The 13984-nt window shown below is 64.8% G+C and carries 11 protein-coding genes; 6 read left to right on the top strand and 5 right to left on the bottom strand.

Annotation, left to right across the window (positions count from 1 at the left end):
- Positions 1 to 13 precede the first annotated feature (13 nt).
- The 3 genes from lspA to ACTHN9_RS13155 form a co-directional block, all read right to left on the bottom strand.
- Positions 14 to 520 carry a signal peptidase II gene (lspA, locus tag ACTHN9_RS13165; protein ID WP_440537206.1) on the bottom strand — a complete coding sequence of 169 codons (507 nt, stop codon included), beginning with the start codon at positions 518 to 520 and terminating at the stop codon, positions 14 to 16.
- A complete protein-coding gene (gene ileS, locus ACTHN9_RS13160) occupies positions 520 to 3357 on the bottom strand; it encodes an isoleucine--tRNA ligase (protein ID WP_440537205.1) in 2838 nt (945 codons plus the stop codon). The genes lspA and ileS overlap by 1 nt, the downstream gene beginning before the upstream one ends.
- A 116-nt stretch (positions 3358 to 3473) precedes the next feature.
- A complete protein-coding gene (locus ACTHN9_RS13155; RefSeq protein WP_440537204.1) occupies positions 3474 to 4514 on the bottom strand; it encodes a bifunctional riboflavin kinase/FAD synthetase in 1041 nt (346 codons plus the stop codon).
- 150 nt (positions 4515 to 4664) lie between these two features.
- Between ACTHN9_RS13155 and purN the strand changes: the two genes are divergently transcribed.
- The 6 genes from purN (at position 4665) to nadC (ending at position 11932) form a co-directional block, all read left to right on the top strand.
- Positions 4665 to 5315 (top strand): phosphoribosylglycinamide formyltransferase, encoded by a 651-nt coding sequence (gene purN, locus ACTHN9_RS13150; protein WP_440537203.1) that lies wholly within the window; start codon positions 4665 to 4667, stop codon positions 5313 to 5315.
- On the top strand, positions 5312 to 6706 hold the full coding sequence (locus ACTHN9_RS13145; protein ID WP_440537202.1) for an RsmB/NOP family class I SAM-dependent RNA methyltransferase: 1395 nt from the start codon (positions 5312 to 5314) through the stop codon (positions 6704 to 6706). Before purN ends, ACTHN9_RS13145 begins: the two co-directional genes overlap by 4 nt.
- A 43-nt stretch (positions 6707 to 6749) precedes the next feature.
- Positions 6750 to 8210, top strand: coding sequence for a mechanosensitive ion channel family protein (locus ACTHN9_RS13140; RefSeq protein ID WP_440537201.1), 1461 nt, complete (start codon positions 6750 to 6752; stop codon positions 8208 to 8210).
- Positions 8211 to 8430: 220 nt separating this feature from the next.
- Positions 8431 to 9627 (top strand): DesA family fatty acid desaturase, encoded by a 1197-nt coding sequence (locus ACTHN9_RS13135; RefSeq protein WP_440537200.1) that lies wholly within the window; start codon positions 8431 to 8433, stop codon positions 9625 to 9627.
- A gap of 153 nt (positions 9628 to 9780) precedes the next feature.
- Positions 9781 to 10914: a quinolinate synthase NadA gene (gene nadA / locus ACTHN9_RS13130; protein WP_440537199.1), complete on the top strand. Its 1134-nt coding sequence runs from the start codon at positions 9781 to 9783 to the stop codon at positions 10912 to 10914.
- A gap of 115 nt (positions 10915 to 11029) precedes the next feature.
- Positions 11030 to 11932, top strand: coding sequence for a carboxylating nicotinate-nucleotide diphosphorylase (nadC, locus tag ACTHN9_RS13125; protein ID WP_440537198.1), 903 nt, complete (start codon positions 11030 to 11032; stop codon positions 11930 to 11932).
- Positions 11933 to 12017: 85 nt separating this feature from the next.
- Here the strand turns inward: nadC and nadB are convergent, their stop codons facing one another.
- Both nadB and rpmG read right to left on the bottom strand, forming a co-directional pair.
- Positions 12018 to 13616, bottom strand: a complete 1599-nt coding sequence (gene nadB, locus ACTHN9_RS13120; protein WP_440537197.1) for an L-aspartate oxidase — start codon at positions 13614 to 13616, stop codon at positions 12018 to 12020.
- 186 nt (positions 13617 to 13802) lie between these two features.
- Positions 13803 to 13970, bottom strand: coding sequence for a 50S ribosomal protein L33 (gene rpmG / locus ACTHN9_RS13115; protein ID WP_007586229.1), 168 nt, complete (start codon positions 13968 to 13970; stop codon positions 13803 to 13805).
- Between the last annotated feature and the right edge of the window lie 14 nt (positions 13971 to 13984).

Here is a 13984-nt window from a genome sequence, read left to right as displayed (position 1 = left end):
GCGTCCGGTCCGTTCAGCGCGCGCCGCGCACGCGCCGCAACTCGTCGAGCACGAGCAGCATCGCGCCGACGACGATCCCGCTGTCCGCCAGGTTGAAGGCGGGCCAGTGCCAACTGCCTGCGTGAAAGTCGAGAAAATCGATCACGCGCCCATGCACGAGGCGGTCGATGACATTGCCGAGCGCCCCGCCCATGATCAGCGCGAGCGCCGTGCAAAAGAGCTTCTGGTTGCCGTGGCGCTTGAGCAGATAGACGATCACGCAGGCCGCCGCCACGCCGAGCGCCGTGAACGCCCACCGTTGCCAGCCGCTGGCCGTCGAGAGGAAGCTAAACGCCGCCCCGCGGTTGAGCACGAAGAAGATGTTGAAGAACGGCGTCACCACGTAAGGTGTCGCATAGGCGAACACCTTCTTCACGGCGATCTTCGTCAGCTGATCGAACAAAATGACGATCAACGAGACGCCGAGCCACGGCGCCAGCGAGGATGAACTCGCCGCCTGCATCGAACGCGATTTCGCCATTATGCCGCGCTCCTTTTTTCGCCTTCTCCGAAGAGGTTGCTAAAGCAGCGCCCGCACAGGGTCGGGTGGTCGGCGTGCGAGCCGACATCCGCGCGGTAGTGCCAACAGCGTTCGCATTTGAGGTACTTCGATGCGACGACGTCCACCCCTTCGTCCGCTTCGGAATCGACCTTCGCGAGCGTCGCATCCGAGGTGATCAAGACGAATTTGAGATCGTCGCCGAGGCTGACGAGCGCATCGTATGCGGCGCCCGTCGCGCGAATGGTCACTTCCGCTTGCAGCGACGAGCCGATCTGATTCGACGAACGTGCTTCTTCGAGTGCCTTCGTGACGTTGCCGCGCACCGCACGCAGCAGCGACCACTTCGACAGCAGCGCCTCGGCGCCGGGCACCTCTGGGTACGCGTAGTACGTTTCGGTGAAGATCGTGTCTTTACCCGGTTGGAACACCTTCCACGCTTCTTCGGCCGTGAACGAGAGGAACGGCGCCATCACGCGCAACAAGCCTTGAGCGATGTGATACAGCACCGTTTGCGCCGCGCGCCGCGCCGGGGCGTTCGGCGCGCTCGTGTACAGGCGATCCTTCAGGACGTCGAGATAAAAGCCGCCGAGATCTTCGGAGCAGAACGTCTGCAACTTCGCGACCACCGGATGGAACTCGTACTTCTCGTAGCTCGCGAGCAGGTCTTTTTGCAAGTCGTTGGCGAGCGCGACGGCATAGCGGTCGATTTCTAGCCAGGCGTCGACAGGCATCGCGTGCTGCGCATAATCGAAATCCGACAGGTTCGCGAGCAGGAAGCGCAGCGTGTTGCGAATCCGGCGGTAGCTTTCCGTCACGCGCTTGAGAATTTCCTCGGAGATCGCGAGTTCGCCCGAATAATCGGTCGACGCGATCCAAAGCCGGATGATCTCGGCCCCGAGCCGGTTCGCCACTTCGTGCGGATCGATGCCGTTGCCGAGCGACTTGCTCATCTTGCGGCCTTCACCGTCCACGGTGAACCCGTGCGTAAGCAACGCGCGGTACGGCGCGCGCCCGTCGAGCATCGAGGCCGTCAGCAGCGACGAGTGGAACCACCCGCGGTGCTGATCCGAACCCTCGAGGTAAAGATCGGCCGGGAAGTGCGAAGCCGCTTTGTGCGAGCCGCGCAGCACGTGCCAATGCGTCGTGCCGGAATCGAACCAGACATCGAGCGTGTCGCGGTTCTTTTCATAGAGGTTGGCGTCGTCGCCCAGCAGCTCGCGCGCATCGAGCGTTTGCCAAGCTTCGATGCCGCCCGCTTCGACGCGCTGCGCGACGGCTTCGAGCAGCTCGAGCGTGCGCGGATGCAGCTCGCCCGTTTCCTTGTGGACGAAGAACGCCATCGGCACGCCCCATTGGCGTTGCCGCGAGAGTGTCCAGTCGGGGCGGTTCGCGATCATGCTGAACAGGCGCTGCTTACCCCACGACGGGTAGAACGCCGTCGCTTCGACGCCCGCGAGCGCCGTTTCGCGCAGCGTGGCGGCGCCGTCCTTCGGCGTCAGATCCATGCCCGCAAACCATTGCGAGGTGGCGCGGTAGATGATCGGCGTCTTGTGGCGCCAGCAATGCATGTAGCTGTGCTGATATTTCTCGGTGTGCAGCAGCGTGCCGGCATTGGCGAGCGCTTCGACCACCTTCGGATTCGCTTCCCAGATCGTCAAGCCGCCGAACAGGGGCAGCGATTCGATGTAGCGGCCGTCGCCCATGACGGGGTTGATGATGTCGGAATCGACCATGCCGTGCGACTTGCACGAGATGAAGTCTTCCACGCCGTAGGCCGGCGAGGAGTGCACAACGCCGGTGCCCGAATCGATCGTGACGTAATCGCCCAGATAGACGGGCGACGTGCGCTTGTAGCCGAGGTGGGCCGACGCGAGCGGATGATGGAAGCGCAGGTTCACGAGCTTTGCGCCCGGTGTCGTGGCAATGACGTTGCCGGCGAGGCCGAATTGCTTGAGCGACGCTTCGACGCGCTCTTGCGCGAGCACGAGCAAGCCGCGCTCGGTATCGACGAGCGCGTAGTCGAGTTCGGGGTGAACGTTCAAGGCTTGGTTGGCGGGGATCGTCCAAGGAGTGGTCGTCCAGATGACGATGCCGCCCTCGGCGCGCGGCAAGGCGGCAAGGCCGAACGCCTGCGCCGTCTTGTCCGGCTCCGCGAACGGGAACATCGTGCTGATCGACGGATCGACACGGTCCTTGTATTCCACCTCGGCCTCGGCCAACGCGGAGCCGCAGTCGAAGCACCAGTTCACGGGCTTCAGGCCGCGAAACACGTAGCCTTTCTCGAGGATCTTCCCGAGCGCGCGGATTTCGGCCGCCTCGTTCGAGAAGTTCATCGTCTTGTACGGGTTGTTCCAGTCGCCGAGCACGCCGAGCCGCTTGAAGCCGGCCTTTTGTGTCTCGATCTGCTCGCCCGCGTAGGCGCGCGCCTTGCGCTGCACTTCCTCGGCCGGCAGCGACTTGCCGAACTTCTTTTCGATCTGGATTTCGATCGGCATGCCGTGGCAGTCCCAACCGGGCACGTACGGCGCATCGAAGCCGGCCATGTTGCGCGACTTGACGATGATGTCCTTCAGGATCTTGTTGACCGCGTGACCGAGGTGGATGTCGCCGTTGGCGTACGGCGGCCCGTCGTGCAGGACGAACAGGGGCCGGCCTTTGCTGGCCGCGCGGATCTTCTCGTAGACCCCGTCCTCTTGCCACGCCTTGACCCATTGCGGTTCGCGCTTGGGCAGATCGCCGCGCATCGGGAACGGCGTATCGAGCAGGTTGACCGGATACTTGGCCTGGGATTTCGAATCGGCTTTCTTCTCGCTCATTGTGCTATCGCTGAAAACGGTGGGCGCCCGAGCCGTGGGCGCTTCGGTATTGAATGTATCGTGCTTGCCCGGCCGCGCGCTGATCGAACGCTCGGCCGGCTTGTCATGCGGGGCGGTCAGCGAATTCGGTCGGTCGCCGACGTCGAAAACCCGGTGGTCCGGCTGCCGGGCGCGGCTTCGCCCGCCGTGCCGGCATCGCGCGAGGCATCGCTCGCGCCGGCGCTGCCGAGCGCCGTGAAATAGGCGCGCGAGAGCGCGACATCGCGCGCAATCGCGGCGGTCAGCGTTTCGAGATCGGCGAACTTCTCCTCGTCGCGCAGCTTTTTCAAAAATTCGACGCGCACGAGTTTGCCATAGGCGTCGCCGTGCCAATCGAGCAAGTGCACTTCGAGCAGCACCCGCCCCGAATCGTCGACGGTCGGGCGTAGCCCGAGGCTGGCGACGCCCGGCAGCGGTTGCGCTTCGATCCCATGCACGCGCACGACGAAAATGCCCGCGAGCGCCGGGCGCTTGTGGGCGATCGGCAGGTTCAGCGTCGGGAAGCCTAGATCGCGGCCGAGCTTGAGCCCGTGGGTGACATGTCCGCTGATTGCGTAGGGCCGCCCCAGCGCCGCGCGTGCCGCATCCAGATCGCCCGCGACGAGCGAGGCGCGCACCCCCGAACTGGAAATGCGCGCACCGCTCGGGTCCGCGACCGTCGGCATTTGCTCGACTTCGAACCCGTACCGTTCGCCGGCGCCCAAAAGCGATGCGAAATCGCCCGCGCGTTTCGCGCCGTAGCGGAAATCGTCGCCGATCAGCACCCAGCGCGCGTGCAGCCCATCGACCAGGATGCGCTTGACGAAGGCTTCGGGCGATTGGCTCGCGAACGTGTGGTTGAAGTGCTCGACGACAACGCGATCGACGCCGTTCGTGCGCAGCGCTTCGAGCTTGTCGCGCAGCATCGCGATGCGCGGCGGCGCGCTTGCGGGATTGAAGAACTCGCGCGGGTGCGGCTCGAACGTCATCACGCACACGGGCAAGCCGCGCGCGCGCGCCGCCTCGCTCACGCGGGCGAGCAGAGCCTGGTGGCCGCGGTGGACACCGTCGAAGTTACCGATCGTCAGCGCGCAGGGCGCGCGGCTCTCGGCATTGGGAAGACCGCGGAAGACTCTCACGATAGCCGGTTAGGGTGGGCGGCATGACGCCGCGTAGCCATTCATCGATGGGCGCGCGGCAAATGCCGCAAAGCAAAAGATTATAAACGCTCGGGGCCGGGCGCGGCAGCGCGCGGCTTTGGCGGGCCCCCCGGGTGATAAAATCGCCGCATGAAAAATATCGTGATTTTGATTTCCGGGCGCGGCAGCAACATGGAAGCCATCGTACGCGCCTGCGCCAGCGAGCGCTGGCCGGCGCGCATCGCCGCCGTCGTCTCGAACCGCCCCGATGCGGCCGGGCTGGCGTTCGCGCAAGCCCAAGGCATCGAGACGGCCGTCGTCGAACACGGCGGCTTCGCCGAGCGCGAAGCGTTCGATACCGCCTTGGCCGATGTCGTCGACAGCTTCTCCCCCGATCTCGTCGTCCTGGCCGGCTTCATGCGCGTGCTGACCTCCGGCTTCGTCGGGCGCTACGCGGGGCGCATGCTGAACATTCATCCGTCGCTGTTGCCGAGCTTCCCGGGGCTGCGGACGCACGAGCGCGCGCTGGAAGCCGGGGTGACGCTGCACGGCGCGACCGTGCATTTCGTGACGCCCGAACTCGATCACGGCCCGATCGTCGTCCAAGGCGCGATTTCGGTGTCGGCCGCGGATGACGCGGGCACGCTTGCCAAGCGCCTGCTCGAGGTCGAGCACGTCATTTATCCGCGCGCGGTGCGCTGGTTCGTCGAGGACCGGTTGACGCTCGCGGGGCTGCGGGTGGCGGTGACGCCGGCCGAGCCGCAATGGTTTTTCTCGGATACCCAAGGGATCGCCGCATGAAGAGCATCAAGAAGAAAGATAAAGGCGCGCCGAGAGGCCCGGCCAAGGGCACCCCGGCCGGCGGCCGCACGGGCGGCAAGCGCGATTCCGTCCTGCACGGTTTCCTGATCGGCCAGACCGAAACGCTGCTCGCCGATATTTTGAAATTTGCCGGCCCCGCCGACGCCACCACGAGCCGTTTCTTCCGTGCCCACCCGAAGCTCGGGCACGCGGAGCGCGGCATCATCGCCGAAGCCGTGTTCGCGGTGCTGCGTCGGCGCATGGAATTCGCGCATCTGGCCGAAAGCGGCAGCGGCAGCCCGGCGCGGCGCCTCGCGCTGCTCGGGCTCATGCAGACGGCGGGGCGCGCCGCGTTGGCGCCGTTCGTCTCGGAGGCGGAAGGCGCCTGGCTCGAGCACGTGTCGAAGATCGATCCCGCGAGCCTGCCGCTGCGCGTGCGCACGAATCTCCCGGATTGGATCGTCGAGGCCCTCTCGAAGCGGTTCGAAGCCGACGAACTCGCGCAGCTCGCTGCCGCGCTGAACTATCCGGCGCCGCTCGATCTACGCGCCAATCCGGTGAAGGCCAGCCGGGAGCAAGTGCTCGATGCGCTGCAAGTCGCGGGCATCGATGCGGGTGCGACGCCGTTCGCGCCGCTCGGCGTGCGCGTGGCGGGCAAGCCCGCACTGACCAAGCTGGCGCCGTTCGAGAATGGTTGGATCGAGGTGCAGGACGAGGGCAGCCAGCTTTTGTGCGCGCTCGTGGCGCCGCGCCGCGGCGAGATGATCGTCGATTTCTGCGCGGGCGCGGGCGGCAAGACGCTCGCGCTCGGCGCCGCGATGCGCTCGACCGGCCGCCTGTATGCGTTCGACGTGTCCGATCGGCGCCTGGCCAAGCTCAAGCCGCGGCTCGCGCGCAGCGGCTTGTCGAACGTTCATCCGGTTTTGATCGACAGCGAGCACGATGCCAAGATCAAGCGTCTCGCGGGCAAGATCGACCGCGTGCTCGTCGACGCGCCCTGCAGCGGCCTCGGCACGCTGCGCCGCAACCCCGATCTGAAGTGGCGTCAGAGCCCGGCCTCGGTCGACGAACTCGTGCCGAAGCAGCGCTCGATCCTCGCCAGCGCGGCCCGGCTCGTGAAGCCGGGCGGTCGTCTCGTCTACGCGACGTGCAGCATGCTCGACGCCGAGAACGAAGCGATCGTGACCGAGTTCTTGGCCGATCATGCCGACTTCGCACTGGTACCGGCGGGTCAGGTGCTCGCGGAACAGCGCATCGAACTCGAGATGGGCGACTATCTTTCGCTATGGCCGCATCGCCATGCGACGGACGGTTTTTTCGCGGCCGTCCTCGAGCGTCGCGCTTCACCGAAGCCGGCCGCGCCCCAACGTCCGGGTGCGTTGCCGGCCTAGCGCGCGAACCGGCGCGCACCGATAGGAAACACGGGGCGGCCGCATGGCCCGCCCCCTTTGCTTCGAGATGACACAAAACCGCATCCTCTCCCATATGCTGGCCGGCATCGTGCGCGATTACGGCGAGCCCGTGATGATCTGGCAGGCAGGCACGCTGATCGGCACGCTGTTGATCGCGTGGCTGCTCGCCCGGCTCGTCCGCCGCAAACTCGATTCGCGCCGGCAGGCACGGCAAGAAGCCATGCGCTTCGGTGCCGAAAGCTTGCGCAAGGCGCTGTTCCCGCTGCTCGGGGGCGTGCTCGTCTGGATCGCACAGACGGCGCTCGACGACTACATGTCGACCTCGCTGCTCGAGCTGGCGCTCGTGCCGCTCATCGGCATCGCGCTGATCTACATCGTCTTTTTCATCGCGCGCCGCGTGTTCGGGCGCTCGGGGCAGGCGCACGCCTGGCTCTCGATCACGGAAAAGCTCGTCTCCGTCGTCGTCTGGGTCGGCATGGTCATCGCCGTGCTCGGGATCCAGGACGAAGTGCTGCGCTGGATGGCCTCGGTCCGCTTCCGGGTCGGCACCGCCCACATGACGCTGCTGTCGCTCACGACCGGCCTCATGTGGGTGTGCGCGACCGTCGTCTTCGCCCTGTGGCTCGGCTCGGCCTACGAAGATCGCGTCATGCGGGCCCATTCGATCGACGAGAATCTTCGGGTCGCGCTGGCGCGGCTCGGGCGCGCGCTGCTCGTGCTGGCTGCGGTGCTGATCAGCTTTTCGCTCGTCGGCATCGATATCACCGTGCTCGGGGTGTTCAGCGGCGCGCTGGGCGTCGGGCTCGGCTTCGGGTTGCAAAAGATCGCGAGCAACTACGTGTCGGGGTTCATCATCTTGCTCGACCGGTCGCTGCGCCTCGGCGACACGATCAACGTCTCGGGACTGCAGGGGCGCGTCACGGAGATCCGGACACGCTACACCATGGTCCGGGGGCTGGACGGCATCGAAACGTTGATCCCGAACGAAAAGCTGATGACCGACGTCGTGCAGAATCATTCGTCGTATCTGACCCGCGGCTACGCCAAGGCAGCCGTGCAAATCGCCTATAGCGCCGATCTGGAGCGTGCGATGGCGCTGCTCGTCGAGGCGGCACGAGGCGTCGAACGCGTGCTCGACGATCCGGCACCGGCCGCTTATCTCGTCGGTTTCGGCTCGGACGGCATCAATCTCGAACTCGGGTTTTGGATCGAAGAAGCCGCGAAGGGCACAGCCGGGACGCGTTCGACGGTCAATCTCAATATTTGGCGGCTCTTCAACGAAAACGGGATCGCCATTCCGTACACGCGACGCGACATCCGTCTCATCGGCGGGTTGCCGGCCGCACTCGGCGGCGCCGTCGAAATCGGTCAGGATTCGGCGATCGGCTCGGTGCAAGAAAAGGGCGCCGATGGGCAGGCGGCTACGGCCGCGTCCGTCGCCCCGGGCACGGGACTCGCTCGGGATACGGGGACGGGGGCTTGACGAGTGGTGAGCGGCCGCTGCGGCGATACGCCGCAGCGAGGCTTGGGGGCCGCAAATCGGTAAAAATGGGGCGCTCGCACGGGCTGTGCGTCGTGTAAAACCCTATTTGTTACAAATACTTGCGGTAGTTGCAGTAGAATGCCGTTCAGCTCTGAAAGTCAGCTTTCATCTTTTTGACACCCCAACCGAGCCGGTGTCGCCGCAATACAGGTACAACGCCTTGCTGAACTCCCTTCTCGATTTTCTTGCACACGGTTTCCTTCGCTGCTCCTGGTGGCAGATCGTGGTGATTGCGCTTGCGCTCACGCACGTGACGATCATCGGCGTGACCGTCTATCTGCACCGCTGCCAAGCGCACCGCGCACTCGATCTGCACCCGGTCGCGAGCCACTTTTTCCGGTTTTGGTTGTGGATGACCACGGGCATGCTGACGGGCCAATGGGCGTCGATCCACCGCAAGCACCACGCCAAGTGCGAAACGGAAGAAGATCCGCACAGCCCGCAAACGCGCGGCATCTGGAAGGTGCTGCTCGAAGGCGCGGAGCTGTATCGCGCGGAAGCCAAGAACGAAGAAACGCTGCGCCGCTTCGGTCACGGCACGCCGAACGACTGGATGGAGCGCAACGTCTACACGCGCTACCCGATCCTCGGCGTGAGCCTCATGATGGTGATCGACGTCGCGCTGTTCGGGATCGTCGGTTTGTCGGTATGGGCCGTCCAGATGATTTGGATCCCGTTCTGGGCAGCGGGTGTCGTCAACGGGCTCGCGCATTTCTGGGGCTACCGCAACTTCAACTCCTCCGACGCGAGCACCAACATCTTCCCGTGGGGCATCATCATCGGCGGCGAGGAACTGCACAACAACCATCACACGTTCGCCACGTCGGCCAAGCTGTCGAACAAGTGGTACGAGTTCGATATCGGCTGGCTCTACATCCGCTTGATGTCGGCCGTCGGTCTTGCGAAGGTCAAGAAGGTCGCACCCACGCCGAAACTGGCCGCTCGCAAGCTCGTGCTCGATCAAGAGACGCTGCAGGCTGTGCTGAGCAACCGTTACGAAGTCATGGCGCGCTATGCGAAGACGGTGAAGCGCGCCTATCGCCAGGAGTTGGCGCGGCTGAAGGAAATCGGTTCGCGCGAAAAGTATCAGCTGATGCGCAGTGCGCGGACATGGTTCCATAAAGACGAAGCTGGGCTCGACGAGCCGCAAAAGCGTCAGTTGCCCGAGATCTTCGCGGACAGCCAGACGCTGCGCACGTTCATCGAATTGCGCAACGATCTGAGCGCGATCTGGGAGCGCTCGAACGCTTCTCGCGAACAATTGCTGGTTCAGCTCCAAGATTGGTGCCATCGAGCCGAGCAAAGCGGCATCAAGGCGCTGCAAGAATTTGCGATGCGCTTGCGCCGGTACGCCTGAGCGCGCCCAAAAGCGAAATACTTTAAAATTTCGGTACGTCACACACCCCGCGTCTGGCGGGGTGTTGCTTTTTGGGGCCCTTGCGATGCGCTCGTCTCGTCTCGAGTGCGCGGCAGACGGCCCGCGCCGCTGGGCGGACTAGAGGAGAACAGGATGGATCCGGCCATCAAAACCGTCGAATTCGACAAGCCGCACGGCGGTGCCATGTGCGGTATCGGCCAAGCGTGGGCGAAAGTGCCGCCGGCGCCGACCTTCGAAGAGCGGCAGCAACTGAAGGCGCGTGTTCGCGAGTTGCTTGCGCGGGAAAAGGCCGTGCTCGTTGCCCATTACTACGTCGATGCGGAACTGCAGGAACTGGCCGACGAAACGGGCGGTTGCGTGGCCGATTCGCTTGAAATGGCCCGCTTCGGCCGCGGCCACGATGCGCAGACCCTGGTGGTGGCCGGCGTTCGGTTCATGGGCGAGACGGCCAAGATCCTGAGCCCCGGCAAGCGTATTCTCATGCCCGATCTCGATGCGACCTGCTCGCTCGATTTGGGCTGCCCCGCCGATGAATTCTCCGCCTTTTGCGATGCGCATCCCGATCGCACGGTGGTCGTCTACGCCAATACCAGCGCGGCCGTGAAGGCCCGTGCCGATTGGATGGTGACGTCGTCCATCGGCCTCGAGATCGTCAAGCATCTGCACGCGCAGGGCGAAAAGATTCTCTGGGCGCCCGACCGCCATTTGGGCAATTACATCCAGCAGCAGACCGGCGCGGATATGCTGCTGTGGCAGGGCTCGTGCCTCGTTCACGACGAATTCAAGGGCATCGAGCTGGATTTGCTGCGGGCCGAGTATCCGCAGGCCAAGGTGCTCGTGCACCCCGAATCGCCGGCCGGTGTGGTGGCGCAGGCCGACGTCGTCGGCTCGACCACGCAGCTGATCGATGCGGCCACGCGCCTGGATGCGACGCACTTCATCGTCGCGACCGACCTCGGCATCTTGCACAAGATGCGGCTCGCGGCACCCGGCAAGACATTCATCGCCGCGCCGACGGCCGGCAACAGCGCCACCTGTAAGAGCTGCGCGCACTGTCCGTGGATGGCGATGAACGGGCTCGCGAATTTGGTGGACGTGTTGGAACGCGGTCACAACGAGATCTTCGTCGACGCCGCCGTGGGCGAACGCGCACGGATGCCGATCGATCGCATGCTTGCCTTCGCGGCGGCCCACAAGCAACGCGTACAGGCCAGCGGCGATCTCGCCCGCGATTCGTCGCTCTTTGCGGGCATCGGGGCGGCCTAACCGATTAGCCGGCCTAAGGGCCTTGCTGGCCTAACGGCGCATTGCCGACCATTCACTGACTTGCTTGCCGCGGCGGCCTGCTTCGCCGAGCGCGGCTCAAAGGACTCTGCACGCTATGACCGCGCAACAAGCTACGCCCCGCCTGGACGCCGTATCGCCGCTTTTCGCCGAGATTCGTGCGCGCTACGGGGCGGCATTCGATGCCGCGCTCGAACGCAACGTCGCCGATGCGCTGGCCGAAGATGTCGGCGACGGCGATCGCACAGGGCGGCTCGTCCCGGCCGATTCCATCCGCGATGCACGCATTCTGGTGCGCGAGGAGGCGGTGCTGTGCGGCGTGCCGTGGTTCGTGGCCGTGATGCAGCGGGTCGACCCGTCGATCGAGATCGACTGGCGCTACCGGGAGGGCGACGTCATGGCGGCCGATTCTCCCGTCTGCTTTTTGCGAGGCTCCGCTCGCTCTCTCCTGACGGCCGAGCGCAATGGCCTGAACTTCCTACAACTGCTCTCTGGCGTGGCGACAGTCACGCGCCGCTACGTCGATGCCATCGCGGGCACGCGCGCGCGCATCTTGGATACGCGCAAGACGCTGCCGGGGCTGCGCCTTGCCCAGAAATACGCGGTGCGCGTGGGGGGCGGCGTGAACCATCGTCTCGCGCTGTACGACGGCATCCTGATCAAGGAAAACCATATCGCCGCGGCGGGTGGGGTGGGGGCTGCATTGGAAGCGGCGTATGCGCTCGATGCGGGCGTCTCGATTCAAATCGAAGTCGAGACGCTCGAGCAGCTCGAATCGGCCCTCGCGCATCGCGCCGAGTCGATTTTGCTCGACAATTTTTCTTTCGAAGCGATGCATGATGCCGTGAAGCTGACGGCCGGACGTGCGCTGCTCGAGGTGTCGGGGGGCGTGAACTTCGACACGGTGCGCACCATCGCCGAAACGGGCGTCGATCGCATCTCGATCGGCGCGCTGACGAAAGATGTGCGCGCCACCGACTACTCGATGCGCCTGATCTAGCCTTCGCTGCGACTCGCTCGATTGACCGGGCGGTGTCCAACCTGCGCTGCGCCGGAGCCAGTTTCGGCGCGGCGCAGGTTCTCGTTCATACCTTTCGGTTGCGGACGCGCTCGGGTGCGAGGACGGTGGGCAACGCCTTGGGCAGCGCCGACGGCCAATCGCGCGAAAAATGCAGCCCGCGGCTCTCGCGGCGGGTGCGGGCGCTTTCGACGATCAACGAAGCGACGTCGACGAGATTGCGCAGCTCCAGCAGATCCCGGCTCACTTTGAAATTCGCGTAATACTCCTGGATTTCGTCGCGCAGCAGCGCGATTCGATGCTTGGCGCGCGCCAAGCGTTTGTCGGTGCGGACGATGCCGACGTAGTTCCACATGAGCCGACGCAACTCGTCCCAGTTGTGCGCGACAACGACTTCCTCGTCCGGATCGGACACGCGGCTTTCGTCCCAATCCGGAAGCGGCGCGTGGGCGGCCGCCTCGAAGCCTTCGCGTTCGATCGCCTCGGCGGCCGAGCGTCCGATGACGAGGCATTCGAGCAGCGAGTTGCTGGCAAGACGGTTGGCGCCATGTAGGCCCGTGCACGACGTTTCGCCGACGGCGTACAAGCCTGCCAAATCGGTGCGCCCCGCCAGGTCGGTGACGACACCGCCGCACGTGTAATGCGCGGCCGGCACGACGGGGATCGGATCTTTCGTGATGTCGATGCCGAATTCGAGGCAGCGCGCGAGGATCGTCGGGAAATGCTCGTGTAGGAACGCCGCCGGTTGATGGCTGATATCGAGATAGACACAATCGATGCCGCGCTTCTTGATCTCGAAGTCGATTGCGCGTGCGACGATGTCGCGCGGGGCGAGTTCGGCGCGCTCGTCGTGAGCCGGCATGAAGCGGGTACCGTCGGGCAAGACGAGCTTGCCGCCTTCGCCGCGCACGGCTTCGGTAATCAGGAAAGACTTGGCGTACGGGTGAAACAGGCACGTGGGGTGGAACTGGATGAACTCCATGTTCGACACGCGGCAGCCGGCCCGCCACGCCATGGCAATCCCGTCGCCCGTCGCCGTATCCGGGTTCGTCGTATAAAGGTAGACCTTGCCCGCGCCGCCCGTCGCGAGAATGGTGTGCGGCGCTTCCAGCGTCACGGTGCGGCCGCCCGCGAGGTCGAGCGCGTACAGGCCATGGCAGCGGCGCCCGGGCAAACCTAAACGATCGGACGTAATCAGGTCGATCGCATAGTGGTCTTCCAGCAACGTGATGTTCGGGTGCGAACGCACGCGCTCGGACAAGGTGGCGACGACGGCATGGCCCGTGGCGTCGGCCGCATGAATAATGCGCCGGTGGCTGTGGCCGCCTTCGCGCGTGAGGTGGAAGCCGAGTTCCGCCGCATCGTCGCGCGTGAACGGCACACCTTGCGCGATCAGCCATTCGATGGCTTCGCGGCCATGTTCGACGATGAACCGTGTGGCGGCCTCGTCGCACAGGCCGCCGCCGGCGATGAGCGTATCGCTCACGTGGTTTTCGACGCTGTCGGCCGAATCGAGCACCGCGGCGATCCCGCCTTGAGCCCAGTCGCTCGCCCCTTCGGTCATCGAACGCTTGGCGATGACGGCGACACGCCGTTTCTCGGCGAGATTGAGTGCGACGGTCAGGCCCGCGAGCCCGCTGCCAACGATTACGACGTCGAAATTCATGAGCAAGTCCTTTGTCCCCGGTCCCGCCTGCGTCCTTGCGCAAAATATGGCAGCCGTGTGAAAACGCGCGGTAAGCCAAGGAGCATACCGCGCCGACACGCGAAACGGGCACGAACCCAACAAAAAGCCCCGCTCGAGGCGGGGCTTTGGGTGTCCTCTAGCGAGTTCTAGCTCGCAGGAAACCGATTACTTGATCTTGGTTTCCTTGTACGCCACATGCTTGCGGACGACGGGATCGAACTTCATGATCTCCATCTTTTCCGGCATGTTGCGCTTGTTCTTCGTGGTCGTGTAGAAGTGACCCGTGCCTGCGGTCGACTCCAGCTTGATCTTGTCGCGTGCGCCCTTGGCCATGACTTACTCCTTAG

Source organism: Trinickia sp. (genome assembly GCF_051953405.1).
GTDB lineage: Bacteria > Pseudomonadota > Gammaproteobacteria > Burkholderiales > Burkholderiaceae > Trinickia.
The sequence above is the reverse complement of the archived record's forward strand: the minus strand, read 5'-3'. Positions and strand labels throughout refer to the sequence as shown.